Origin of the sequence: Pseudomonas sp. C5pp, assembly GCF_000814065.1 — a bacterium.
GTDB classification, from domain to species: domain Bacteria; phylum Pseudomonadota; class Gammaproteobacteria; order Pseudomonadales; family Pseudomonadaceae; genus Aquipseudomonas; species Aquipseudomonas asiatica.
The window spans coordinates 1-12,593 of sequence record NZ_JWLN01000039.1; the positions used below are offsets into that span (position 1 = coordinate 1).

Annotated in this window: 11 protein-coding genes; 9 read left to right on the top strand and 2 right to left on the bottom strand. The window is 62.3% G+C overall.

Translation table 11 applies throughout. From position 1 onward, the window contains the following. Positions 1 to 233 precede the first annotated feature (233 nt). Genes RR51_RS24360 through RR51_RS24370 form a run of 3 tightly spaced genes read left to right on the top strand, consistent with a single transcriptional unit; the run spans position 234 to position 3,796 of the window. A complete protein-coding gene (locus tag RR51_RS24360; protein WP_013970746.1) occupies positions 234 to 893 on the top strand; it encodes a paraquat-inducible protein A in 660 nt (219 codons plus the stop codon). Continuing rightward, the gene (locus RR51_RS24365; RefSeq protein ID WP_015268842.1) at positions 880 to 1,503 is read left to right on the top strand and encodes a paraquat-inducible protein A; all 624 of its coding nucleotides are present in this window, start codon (positions 880 to 882) and stop codon (positions 1,501 to 1,503) included. The genes RR51_RS24360 and RR51_RS24365 overlap by 14 nt, the downstream gene beginning before the upstream one ends. Beyond that, positions 1,496 to 3,796 carry a PqiB family protein gene (locus RR51_RS24370; protein ID WP_039614940.1) on the top strand — a complete coding sequence of 767 codons (2,301 nt, stop codon included), beginning with the start codon at positions 1,496 to 1,498 and terminating at the stop codon, positions 3,794 to 3,796. Before RR51_RS24365 ends, RR51_RS24370 begins: the two co-directional genes overlap by 8 nt. A 247-nt stretch (positions 3,797 to 4,043) precedes the next feature. Here the strand turns inward: RR51_RS24370 and rpsT are convergent, their stop codons facing one another. Next, positions 4,044 to 4,322 (bottom strand): 30S ribosomal protein S20, encoded by a 279-nt coding sequence (gene rpsT / locus RR51_RS24375; RefSeq protein ID WP_003247625.1) that lies wholly within the window; start codon positions 4,320 to 4,322, stop codon positions 4,044 to 4,046. A gap of 250 nt (positions 4,323 to 4,572) precedes the next feature. Between rpsT and murJ the strand changes: the two genes are divergently transcribed. The 6 genes from murJ to ispH all read left to right on the top strand — a co-directional run bounded on the left by murJ (position 4,573) and on the right by ispH (position 11,908). Beyond that, positions 4,573 to 6,111 carry a murein biosynthesis integral membrane protein MurJ gene (murJ, locus tag RR51_RS24380; protein WP_013970749.1) on the top strand — a complete coding sequence of 513 codons (1,539 nt, stop codon included), beginning with the start codon at positions 4,573 to 4,575 and terminating at the stop codon, positions 6,109 to 6,111. 118 nt (positions 6,112 to 6,229) lie between these two features. Continuing rightward, complete coding sequence (gene ribF / locus RR51_RS24385; protein WP_039614941.1) at positions 6,230 to 7,180, top strand: bifunctional riboflavin kinase/FAD synthetase; 951 nt, start codon at positions 6,230 to 6,232, stop codon at positions 7,178 to 7,180. Continuing rightward, positions 7,177 to 10,008 (top strand): isoleucine--tRNA ligase, encoded by a 2,832-nt coding sequence (gene ileS, locus RR51_RS24390; RefSeq protein WP_039614942.1) that lies wholly within the window; start codon positions 7,177 to 7,179, stop codon positions 10,006 to 10,008. The genes ribF and ileS overlap by 4 nt, the downstream gene beginning before the upstream one ends. After that, positions 10,001 to 10,516, top strand: coding sequence for a signal peptidase II (gene lspA / locus RR51_RS24395; RefSeq protein ID WP_003258216.1), 516 nt, complete (start codon positions 10,001 to 10,003; stop codon positions 10,514 to 10,516). The genes ileS and lspA overlap by 8 nt, the downstream gene beginning before the upstream one ends. Beyond that, positions 10,509 to 10,946 (top strand): FKBP-type peptidyl-prolyl cis-trans isomerase, encoded by a 438-nt coding sequence (gene fkpB, locus RR51_RS24400; protein ID WP_003258215.1) that lies wholly within the window; start codon positions 10,509 to 10,511, stop codon positions 10,944 to 10,946. Before lspA ends, fkpB begins: the two co-directional genes overlap by 8 nt. A 14-nt stretch (positions 10,947 to 10,960) precedes the next feature. Beyond that, positions 10,961 to 11,908 (top strand): 4-hydroxy-3-methylbut-2-enyl diphosphate reductase, encoded by a 948-nt coding sequence (ispH, locus tag RR51_RS24405; RefSeq protein WP_013970753.1) that lies wholly within the window; start codon positions 10,961 to 10,963, stop codon positions 11,906 to 11,908. 79 nt (positions 11,909 to 11,987) lie between these two features. Here the strand turns inward: ispH and RR51_RS24410 are convergent, their stop codons facing one another. Next, positions 11,988 to 12,485: a GspH/FimT family pseudopilin gene (locus RR51_RS24410; protein WP_024086212.1), complete on the bottom strand. Its 498-nt coding sequence runs from the start codon at positions 12,483 to 12,485 to the stop codon at positions 11,988 to 11,990. Positions 12,486 to 12,593 lie beyond the last annotated feature (108 nt).

A 12,593-nucleotide genomic window follows, 5' to 3' on the forward strand; every position in this document is an offset into this window, starting at 1 on the left:
ACATGCAGGTAGGGGTTTTGTCTTTGTGGCGCAAAAATTCCTGGGCATACGCAGTCCCTGTGGGAGCGGGTTCACCCGCGAACACCGGCATAGCCGGTGCCATCCACCACGTCGCCCGCTTCGCGGCGGTTCGACGCCTCGACTCGCCCGCACTGGTCACCGTTCAATCGTCGCCTCCCACAATTCGAGCCAGAACACTAGAATAGGCCCACGCACCTATTCAGAAGCGCTATATGCCCAATCCTGTCGAACCTGAAACCCTGGCCCAGTTGCCGTTGGACGAGCTTGTCGCCTGTCATGAATGTGACCTGCTGCTGCGCAAGCCCGTGCTCCAGCATGATGAGAAAGCCCAATGCCCGCGCTGCGGCTATGAGCTGTACGCCCATCGGCACAATGTGGTCAACCGCAGCCTGGCCCTGGTGCTCACCGCCTTGCTGCTGTTTGTGCCTGCCAATTTCCTGCCGATCATGCAGCTGCACCTGCTTGGCCAGACATCGGACGATACTGTCTGGAGCGGCGTGCTGGGCCTGTACAACTCGGAAATGCGCGGTGTGGCCGTCGTGGTTTTCTTGTGCAGCATGGCCATCCCTCTGGCAAAACTGCTCTGTCAGCTGGTCGTGCTCTTGAGTATCCGTCTGAACGTGGGGCGTAGTTTCGGCCTGCTGTTCTACCGCATCTATCACCACTTGCGTGACTGGGGCATGCTCGAGGTCTATTTCATGGGCGTGCTGGTAGCCATCGTCAAGCTGGTGGACCTGGCCGAGCTGACGGTAGGCCTGGGGCTGTTCTGCTTCATCAGCCTGTTATTGATCCAGGTGTGGCTCGAGGTGGTGATGTCACCGCATCAGATCTGGAGTGCGCTATCAGGGGAGGACCTGCATGCGGGCGATTGATGCAGGCATTCTTGTCTGCAATGAATGTCACGAGCTGAACCGGCAACAGCCAGACAGCACTTCACAAACCTGTACACGCTGCGGTGCCATCGTGCATGCCCGTCGGCCGAACAGCATCGCGCGTACCTGGGCGCTGCTGATTGCCGCGTCGATCCTGTACATCCCGGCCAACATGCTGCCGATCATGACCGTGAGCACCTTGGGCCAAGGCAGCCCCGACACGATCATGTCCGGCGTCATCACCTTGCTCAAGCATGGCATGGTGCCCATTGCTGCCGTGGTGTTCATTGCCAGTATCCTGGTGCCCACGTTCAAACTGGTGGGCATCGGCTTGCTGTTGTACTCCGTTCAGCGCCGTCAGCCGCTTTCGGCACGTCAACGGATATTGATGTACCGCTTCATCGAATTCATTGGGCGCTGGTCCATGCTCGATATCTTTGTCATCGCCATCCTGGTGGCGGTGGTGAATTTCGGCCGAATAGCCAGTGTCGAAGCCAACCTGGGCGCTGTCGCCTTTGCAACTGTGGTGATCCTGACAATGCTTGCCGCTTTAACTTTCGATCCCCGACTGATTTGGGACAACACGGAGTCGGATGACGACCATGAGTGACCTGCCAACGGCTAAAACCCGCCCAGCCTCGAACTGGTCGGCCATATGGATCCTGCCTTTGATCGCCTTGATGATCGGTGGCTGGCTTGCGTGGCAGGCTTACCGTGATGCCGGTGTGGAAATTGAAGTCCGCTTCGAGTCGGGTGAGGGTATCGTCGCCAACAAGACCGAGGTGATCTACAAGGGCATGCCGGTTGGCAAGGTCAAGAGCCTGGTGCTCGACGCCAAGGGTGAGAACCAGGGCGTGATCGCCACCATCGAGATGAACAAGGCTGCCGAGCCGCATCTGACCAAAGGCACGCGTTTCTGGCTGGTGAAGCCGAGCGTCAGCCTGGCGGGTATTTCCGGCCTGGAAACTCTGGTGTCAGGCAACTACATCGCCGTCAGCCCAGGGGAGGGGGAGCGCACCAAGCGTTTTACTGCCTTGAAGGTTGCGCCGCCGCTGTCGGACACCGAGCCGGGCCTGCACCTTACCCTCAAGGCTGAGCGGCTTGGGTCGCTCAACCGTGACAGCCCGGTGTTCTACAAGCAGATCCAGGTTGGCCGGGTTAAAAGCTACCGCCTGTCCGAGGACCAGAGCACCGTCGAGATAAAGGTCTTCATCGAGCCGGCCTATGCCAGCCTGGTGCGCAAGCACACGCGTTTCTGGAATGCCAGCGGCGTCAGCATCGATGCCTCGCTGTCGGGCGTGAAAGTGCGTAGTGAATCGCTGTCGAGCATTGTCGCCGGTGGTATCGCCTTTGCCACGCCGGAACACCGCAAGGACAGTCCACCCACCGACTCGAACCTGCCGTTCCGTCTGTATGAGGACTTCGATGCGGCCCAGGCCGGTATCCGGGTGAAGGTGAAATTGAGCGATTACGAGGGCCTGCAGGCGGGCCGTACACCGGTCATGTACAAGGGCATCCAGGTAGGCTCGCTGAAAGCCCTGACAATGGCGGACAACCTGGCCAGTGCCTCGGCCGAGCTTACGCTGGACCCGTTGGCAGAGGATTATCTGGTCGAGGGCACGCAGTTCTGGGTGGTCAAACCGTCGATTTCCCTGGCGGGTATCACCGGCCTGGAGGCGCTGGTCAAGGGTAACTACATTGCCATTCGCCCTGGTGAAAAGGGTGCGCGGCCCGAACGCGAGTTCGAAGCCCGCGCCAAGGCGCCTCCGCTCGACCTCAAGGCACCAGGCCTGCACATGGTGCTGTTCGCCGACACCCTGGGTTCCCTGGAAGTCGGTAGCCCGGTCATGTACCGCCAGGTGAAGGTGGGTAGCGTGCAGAGCTACCAGTTCGCCCGCAACAGCAACCGCATCCTGATCGGTGTGCATATCGAGAAGGAATACGAAAAGCTGGTCAACGGTTCGTCGCGCTTCTGGAATGTCAGTGGCATCACCCTGACGGGCGGCCTGTCGGGCATCAAGATCAAGAGTGAGTCACTGCAAACCCTGATGGCCGGTGGTATCGCATTCGATACGCCACGGCCTGATGTGCCCCTGAAACGCCACATCCCGCGCTTCCGCCTGCATGACAGCCAGGATGCGGTCAACCGCGCGGGTACGTTGATCACCATTCGCGTGGACCGTGCCGATGGCCTCAAGCCGGGTACGGCGATCCGCTTCCGTGGCCTGGATGTGGGCAGCATCGAGAGCGTCGACCTGACCGATGACCTGCAGGCGGTGCTGCTGCGGGCGCGCATTACCGAAGCGGCGGACCGTATCGCCCGCGTCGGTACGCAGTTTTGGGTGGTCAAGCCAGCCTTTGGCCTGGTGCGCACGCAGAACCTCGACACTCTGGTGGGCGGGCAGTACCTGGAAGTGCAGCCGGCTGCCAAGGACCGTGGCCCGCAGCGCGATTTCATCGCCTTGGCCGACGCCCCGCAGGTGGCAGGGCCTGAAGTCGGTCTGCCGTTGACGCTGAGCGCCCCGCGCCGTGGCTCGATCAAGCCGGGCGTGCCGGTGACCTATCGTGAGGTTGCGGTGGGCAAGGTGACGGGCTTCGAGCTGGGCCAGAGCGCTGACCGCGTATTGATCCATATCCTGATCGAGCCGCGCTATGCGGCCCTGGTGCGCAGCGGCAGCCGCTTCTGGAACAGCAGCGGCTTCGGTTTCGACTGGGGGCTGGTCAAGGGGGTTACGGTGCGTACCGAGTCGGTGGAGACCATGATCGACGGCGGTATCGCCTTTGCCACGCCGGATGGCGAGCAGATGGGCAACCCGGCACGGCCGCAGCAGACGTTCGCCTTGTTCGACAAGGCCGAGGATGAATGGCTACAGTGGGCGCCGAAAATTCAGATTGCCAAGTGATGTGGAGGCAGGGCTGCCAAGTGCAGCCTTGCGCTTTTCCGTAGGAGCAGCCTTGTGCTGCGAATGGGCTGCGTAGCAGCCCCGACAATGTCGCTGCCCGTTTAAGCCTGGGGCTGCTATGCAGCCCATTCGCAGCACAAGGCTGCTCCTACAAAAAGCCGATCGTAATCAACTGGGCGGGATGCTTGCACAAATCGCAGGCAACAAAAAACCGACCCTAGGGTCGGTTTTTCGACTAGCGCGTCGCTTAGGCAGCTGCAGCTTCTTTCAGCGCCTTGATGTGGCCATTCAGACGGCCTTTGTGACGAGCAGCCTTGTTCTTGTGGATGATGCCCTTGTCGGCCATACGGTCGATTACAGGCACAGCCAGAACGTAAGCGGCTTGCGCTTTTTCGGCGTCTTTTGCGTCGATGGCTTTAACTACATTCTTGATGTAGGTACGGACCATGGAACGCAGGCTGGCGTTGTGGCTGCGACGCTTCTCAGCCTGTTTTGCACGTTTCTTGGCGGAAGGTGTGTTGGCCACCGTCGAGCTCCTCGAAAGACTTTAGGTAAATAGCAAACAAAATAGGCCGCGAATCATGCCGATCAGTCGAACGGATGTCAAGGCCACCTGCAAGGTTCCGCCGAGCGGTGCGCCAACAAGAGGGAAATATTCCTTTCTGCTGCGCGACCTGTAAACTCGGGAATTTTTGGCTCCCCTGCGAAGGCGCGGGAGTATCGCACATTCGGACGCTGTCTGGCAGCGTCCTCTGCCCTTGGCGTGAATCTTTTCGATGAACCTGCTCAAATCCCTGGCTGCGGTAAGCTCGATCACCATGATTTCCCGGGTGCTAGGCTTTGTCCGCGACACCATCCTGGCGCGTGTTTTCGGCGCCGGCATCGCCACCGATGCTTTCTTCATCGCCTTCAAGCTGCCCAACCTGCTGCGGCGCATCTTCGCCGAGGGCGCATTTTCCCAGGCCTTCGTGCCGATCCTGGCCGAATACAAGACCCAGCAAGGCGAGGAGGCGACCCGCACCTTCGTCGCCTATGTCAGTGGCCTGCTGACCTTGGTTCTGGCGCTGGTGACCGCCATCGGCATCCTGGCGGCGCCATGGGTGGTGTGGGCGACCGCACCAGGCTTTGTCGACAGTGCCGAAAAATACGAACTGACCACCGCCCTGTTGCGGGTGACTTTTCCTTATATATTGCTGATCTCGCTGTCGTCCCTGGCCGGGGCGATCCTCAATACCTGGAACCGTTTCTCGGTACCGGCCTTTACCCCGACCTTGCTGAATGTGGCGATGATTGCCTTCGCCGTGCTGCTCACGCCGTATTTCGACCCGCCCATCATGGCCCTGGCATGGGGCGTGCTGGCCGGTGGCCTGGCACAGTTGCTGTACCAGCTGCCAGCGCTGAAGAAGATCGGCATGCTCGTGCTGCCACGCCTGAACCTGCGCGATACCGGCGTGTGGCGGGTGCTCAAGCAGATGCTGCCAGCGATCCTCGGGGTGTCGGTGAGCCAGATCTCGCTGATCATCAACACCATCTTCGCCTCCTTCCTGGTAGCCGGCTCGGTGTCGTGGATGTACTACGCCGACCGCCTCATGGAGCTGCCTTCCGGCGTACTGGGCGTGGCCCTGGGCACCATACTGCTGCCGACCCTGGCCAAGACCTACGCCAACAAGGACCGCGAGGAATACTCGCGGATCCTCGACTGGGGCCTGCGCCTGTGTTTCCTGCTGGTGCTGCCCTGCACCCTGGCCCTGGCCATCCTCGCCGAGCCTTTGACCGTGGCGCTGTTCCAGTACGGCAAGTTCACTGCCGTCGACGCAGCCATGACCCAGAAGGCGCTGATCGCCTATTCGGTGGGCTTGCTGGCGATCATTCTGGTCAAGGTGCTGGCACCGGGCTTCTATGCGCAGCAGAATATCCGTACACCGGTGAAGATCGCGGTATTCACCCTGGTCTGCACCCAACTGTTCAACCTGGCCCTGATCGGGCCGCTCGCGCATGCCGGCCTGGCCCTGGCGATCAGCCTGGGGGCCTGCCTGAATGCCGGCCTGCTGTTCTGGAAACTGCGCAGTCAGCAGCTGTTTCAGCCGCAACCAGGCTGGGCGATATTCCTGCTCAAGCTGGTGCTGGCGGTGGGGCTGATGTCGGCGGTGTTGCTGGCCGGCATGCATTATCTGCCGGCCTGGGAACAGGGCAACATGCTCGAGCGCCTGGTGCGCCTGGGGGCTCTGGTACTGGCGGGCGTCGTGACCTATTTCGGCTGCCTGTACCTGTGCGGCTTCCGGCCTCGGCATTTCGCCCGCAAGGCCTTGCACTGAGGCATCGGGCGGGTCAGGCGTCGGTTTTTCGCATTCCACGCCGCCCTTGGGCGCTGCTGCCTGTCACCGGCGCCCGGGTGTGGTTATAATCGGCCACTTTATGAGCAAGAAGCGCGTTATGCAGCTGGTTCGAGGTCTTCACAACCTGCGCCCCGAGCACCGGGGCTGTGTCGCCACCATTGGCAACTTCGACGGGGTTCACCGCGGCCACCAGGCTATCCTGGCGCGCCTGCGCGAGCGCGGCCAGGCCTTGGGCCTGCCGACCTGCGTGGTCATCTTCGAACCGCAACCACGCGAGTATTTCGCCCCCGACACCGCGCCGGCCCGCCTGGCCCGGCTGCGCGACAAGATCGAGCTGCTGGCGGTCGAGGGTATCGACCGGGTGCTGTGCCTGGCATTCAACCAGCGCCTGAGCAAGCTCGGCGCCGATGCCTTCGTCAAAGCCATCCTTGTCGACGGCCTGGGTGTACGCCACCTCGAAGTGGGCGATGACTTCCGCTTTGGCTGCGACCGCGCCGGCGACTTCGCATTCCTGGTCGAGGCCGGCAAGCAGTACGGCTTCACCGTCGAGGCTGCCAACACGGTGATCCAGGACGGCCTGCGGGTCAGCAGCACCGAAGTGCGCAAGGCCCTGTCCGAAGGCAACTTCGAGCTGGCCGAGCACCTGCTGGGCCGCCCGTACCGCATCAGCGGCCGCGTGCTGCATGGCCAGAAGCTGGCCCGCCAGCTCGGCACACCTACCGCCAACATTCAGCTCAAGCGCCGCCGCGTGCCGCTGTCCGGGGTCTACCTGGCCAGCATCGAAATCGACGGCAAGGCCTGGCCGGGTGTCGGCAATATCGGCGTGCGCCCCACTGTTGCCGGTGATGGGCGCCCGCACCTGGAGATTCATCTGCTGGACTATGCCGGCGACCTTTACGGCCGGCGCCTGACGGTGGAGTTCCACCACAAGCTGCGAGAAGAGCAGCGATTCGCCTCCCTGGAGGCGCTGAAGTCGGCGATCGATGCGGATATCGCCGCCGCACGTGCACATTGGCACGCTCAACCGCTAACGAAGAGCCTGAAATGACCGACTACAAAGCCACGCTTAACCTTCCGGACACCGCCTTCCCCATGAAGGCCGGCCTGCCTCAGCGCGAACCGCAGATCCTGCAGCGCTGGGACAGCATTGGCCTGTACCAGAAGCTGCGCGAAATTGGCAAGGATCGTCCCAAGTTCGTCCTGCACGACGGCCCGCCCTATGCCAACGGCAAGATTCACATCGGTCATGCGCTGAACAAGATCCTCAAGGACATGATCGTCCGTTCCAAGACCCTGGCCGGCTTCGATGCGCCGTATGTGCCGGGCTGGGACTGCCATGGCCTGCCGATCGAGCACAAGGTCGAGGTCACCCACGGCAAGCATCTGTCCGCCGACCGCACTCGCGAGCTGTGCCGCGAGTACGCCGCCGAGCAGATCGAAGGGCAGAAGACCGAGTTCATCCGCCTGGGCGTGCTGGGTGACTGGGACAACCCGTACAAGACCATGAACTTTGCCAACGAGGCCGGCGAAATCCGCGCCCTGGCCGAGATGGTCAAGCAAGGCTTCGTGTTCAAGGGCCTGAAGCCTGTGAACTGGTGCTTCGATTGCGGTTCGGCCCTGGCCGAGGCCGAAGTCGAGTACGCCGACAAGAAATCGCAGACCATCGACGTTGCCTTCCCGGTAGCCGATGACGCCAAGCTGGCTGCTGCCTTCGGTCTGGCTTCGCTGGCCAAGCCGGCTGCCATCGTGATCTGGACCACCACCCCGTGGACTATCCCGGCCAACCAGGCGCTGAACATCCACCCGGAGTTCAAGTACGCCCTGGTCGACACCGGCGAGCGTCTGCTGGTTCTGGCCGAAGAGTTGGTCGAGTCGTGCCTCAAGCGCTACAGCCTGGAAGGCTCGGTCATTGCCACCGCCCAGGGTTCGGCACTGGAACTGATCAACTTCCGCCACCCGTTCTACGACCGCCTGTCGCCAGTCTACCTGGCTGACTACGTCGAGCTGGGCGCCGGTACCGGCGTGGTGCACTCCTCGCCAGCCTACGGTGAAGACGACTTCGTCACCTGCAAGCGCTACGGCATGGTCAACGACGACATCCTCACCCCGGTGCAGAGCAACGGCGTGTATGTGGACTCGCTGCCATTCTTCGGCGGCCAGTTCATCTGGAAGGCCAACCCGGCCATCGTCGAGAAGCTGAGCGAAGTCGGCGCGCTGATGCACACCGAAACCATCAGCCACAGCTACATGCACTGCTGGCGCCACAAGACCCCGCTGATCTACCGCGCCACCGCGCAGTGGTTCGTGGGTATGGACAAGCAGCCGACCACCGGCGAGCCGCTGCGTGAGCGCGCACTTAAAGCCATCGAAGACACCAAGTTCGTCCCGGCCTGGGGCCAGGCGCGCCTGCATTCGATGATCGCCAACCGCCCGGACTGGTGCATCTCCCGTCAGCGCAACTGGGGTGTACCGATCCCGTTCTTCCTGCACAAGCAGACCGGCGAGCTGCACCCACGCACCGTCGAGCTGATGGAAGCAGTGGCCAAGCGCGTCGAACAGGAAGGCATCGAGGCCTGGTTCAAGCTGGACGCCGCCGAACTGCTGGGCGCTGAAGCCGAGCAGTACGACAAGATCACCGACACCCTCGACGTGTGGTTCGACTCGGGTACCACCCACTGGCACGTGCTGCGTGGCTCGCATGACATCGGCCACGCCACCGGCCCGCGTGCCGACCTGTACCTGGAAGGTTCCGACCAGCACCGCGGCTGGTTCCACTCGTCCTTGCTGACCGGTTGCGCCATCGACGGCCACGCGCCGTACCGCGAGCTGCTGACCCACGGCTTCACCGTGGACGAGAACGGCCGCAAGATGTCCAAGTCGCTGGGCAACACCATCGAGCCGGAGAAGGTCAACAACACCTTGGGTGCCGATATCCTGCGCCTGTGGGTTGCCGCTACCGACTATTCCGGTGAAATGGCCGTTTCCGAGCAGATCCTGCAGCGCAGCGCCGACGCGTACCGCCGTATCCGCAACACTGCACGCTTCCTGCTCTCCAACCTGTCCGGCTTCGACCCGGCCCGCGACTTGCTGGCCCCGGAAGACATGCTGGCGCTGGACCGCTGGGCGGTTGACCGCACCCTGCTGCTGCAACGCGAGCTGGAAGAGCACTACAGCGAGTACCGTTTCTGGAACGTCTACTCCAAGGTGCACAACTTCTGCGTGCAGGAACTGGGCGGCTTCTACCTCGACATCATCAAGGACCGCCAGTACACCACCGGCGCCAACAGTGTCGCTCGCCGTTCCTGCCAGACCGCGCTCTACCACATCAGCGAGGCGCTGGTACGCTGGATCGCGCCGATCCTGGCGTTCACCGCCGACGAAATCTGGCAGTACCTGCCAGGCGAGCGCAACGAGTCGGTAATGCTCAACGGCTGGTACGAAGGCCTGAGCGAGCTGCCGGAAGGTACCGAACTGGACCGCGCCTACTGGGACCGCGTGATGGCCGTCAAGGCATCGGTCAACAAGGAGCTGGAAAACCAGCGTACCGCCAAGGTCATCGGCGGCAACCTGCAGGCCGAAGTCACCCTGTACGCCGACGAAGGCCTGAGCGCCGACCTGGGCAAGCTGGGCGACGAACTGCGCTTCGTGCTGATCACCTCGGCTGCCAGCGTGGTGCCATTCGCGCAAGCGCCGGCCGAAGCGGTGGCCACCGAAGTCGAAGGCCTCAAGCTGCAAGTGGTCAAGTCCGGCCACACCAAGTGCGGCCGTTGCTGGCACTTCCGCGCCGACGTCGGCAGCCACCCGGAGCATCCGGAAATCTGCGGCCGTTGCGTCGACAACCTGAGCGGTTCCGGCGAGGTGCGCCACTATGCCTAACCCTGTAGCGGGGCGCTTCGGGCGCCTTGCATGGCTTTGGCTGAGCCTGGTGGTACTGGTCCTCGACCAGGCCACCAAGCTGTATTTCAACAATGCCCTGACCATGTACCAGCAGGTTGTCGTCATCCCTGACTACTTCAGCTGGACCCTGGCCTACAACACCGGCGCGGCGTTCAGCTTCCTGGCTGAAAGCTCCGGCTGGCAGCGCTGGCTGTTCGCCCTGATCGCCGTGGTGGTCAGTGCCGTGCTGGTAGTGTGGCTCAAGCGCCTGGGGCGCAACGAGACCTGGCTGGCCGTGGCGCTGGCGCTGGTGCTGGGTGGCGCGATCGGCAACCTGTACGACCGCGTCGTACTCGGCCATGTGGTCGACTTCATCCTGGTGCACTGGCAGAACCGCCATTACTTCCCGGCCTTCAACCTGGCCGACAGCGCCATCACCGTTGGTGCGGTGATGCTGGCGCTGGATATGTTCAAGAGCAAGAAGTCCGAGGATCCGGTCCATGACTGACACCCGTATCGGCCAGAACACCGAAGTCACCCTGCACTTCGCGCTGCACCTGGAAAACGGCGACACCGTCGACAGCACGTTCGACAAGGCCCCGGCCACCTTCAAGGTTGGCGATGGCAACCTGCTGCCAGGGTTCGAGAACGCCCTGTTCGGCTTCAAGGGCGGCGACAAGCGTACCGTCGTGGTGGCCCCGGAGAACGCATTCGGCCAGCCAAACCCGCAGAACGTGCAAGTCATGCCACGGTCTCAGTTCGAGGGCATGGAGTTGTCCGAAGGGCTGTTGATCATCTTCAACGACGCCGCCAACACCGAGCTGCCGGGTGTGGTCAAAGCGTTCGATGACGACCAGGTGACCATCGACTTCAATCACCCATTGGCTGGCAAGACCCTGACCTTCGAGGTGGAGATCCTCGAGGTGAAGGCCCTGTAAGCCTGGAGCCGAGCATGCAAATCAAACTCGCCAACCCTCGCGGCTTCTGCGCGGGGGTCGACCGGGCGATCGAGATCGTCAACCGCGCGCTGGAAGTCTTCGGCCCGCCGATCTATGTGCGTCACGAAGTGGTGCACAACAAGTTCGTGGTGGAAGACCTGCGCAACCGTGGCGCCATCTTTGTCGAAGAGCTGGACCAGGTACCGGACGACGTCATCGTCATCTTCAGTGCCCACGGGGTTTCCCAGGCCGTGCGCCAGGAAGCTGCTGGCCGTGGCCTGAAAGTGTTCGATGCCACCTGCCCGCTGGTGACCAAGGTGCACATCGAAGTGGCCAAGTACAGCCGCGACGGCCGTGAGTGCATTCTCATCGGCCACGAAGGGCATCCGGAGGTCGAAGGCACCATGGGCCAGTACGACGCCAGCAACGGTGGCGCCATCTACCTCGTCGAAGACGAGGAGGATGTTGCCAACCTGCAGGTGAAGGACCCGGACCACCTGGCGTTCGTCACCCAGACCACGCTGTCGATGGACGACACCAGTCGTGTGATCGACGCCCTGCGTGCGCGCTTCCCGAACATTGGCGGCCCGCGCAAGGACGACATCTGCTACGCCACCCAGAACCGCCAGGACGCGGTCAAGCAACTGGCGGATGAGTGCGACGTGGTACTGGTGGTCGGCAGCCCGAACAGCTCCAACTCCAACCGCCTGCGCGAGCTGGCCGAGCGCATGGGCACCCCGGCCTACCTGATCGACGGTGCCGAGGACCTGCAGCGTGGCTGGTTCGACCAGACGGCGCGGGTCGGCATCACCGCTGGCGCTTCGGCTCCCGAAGTGCTGGTGCGTGGCGTGATCGAGCAGCTCAAGGCCTGGGGCGCCACCGGTGCTGAAGAGCTGGATGGGAGGGAAGAGAACATCACCTTCTCCATGCCCAAGGAACTGCGGGTTCGGTCGCTGATCTGAAACGGCACCCACCTGGTGCTGTTTTATGTGGGAGCGGCCTTGTGTCGCGAAAGGGCCGCTCCCACAACGACCACGTATGCTAGCTGGAGGTGTCTTTGCATCGGGATTTTTTTGGCTCTCCCATCTGTACGTTGACCCTGCCAGTCGATGCCATCACAACTTGATACTGGCTAGTTGCGGTCAAGCGCTCGCAAATCTCCATCGTTGAACCTAACCAATTACCGTTGGCCCCAAGCGGAACACCCTGCGCACTGAATTTCAGCTGCTCACCGCGATTGCTCGTGATCTTCAGCGGCCGTGAAAGACGCTGCTCGCGCAGCACCTGCCCGTTATGCTCCAGCATCACCTGCCAACCATTCCCCCAGTTACCGTCCAACGCCTGCACCAACACCGGCTGGCTTTGCAACATGGCATGGCTGCGCGCACTGCGCAGCGCCTGTGCCAAGTCACGCGCAGCTGCCGCCCTGTGTAGGTCGTCGCTCAATCTGGCGTAGGCCGGCATGCCGAGCTGTGTCAGCAATACGGCCACCGCCAGGGCCGACAACATTTGTATCAGTGTTACACCTCGTTGCTTCACCGTGCATTCCTCCCTGGAAGTGCTTGGCTGTAGCTTCACGGTCGTTGGACCGGCGGTCCAGTCGCCCGGGTTCAATGCAATTGCAGGAAAAGTCGCAGGAGGTGCAGG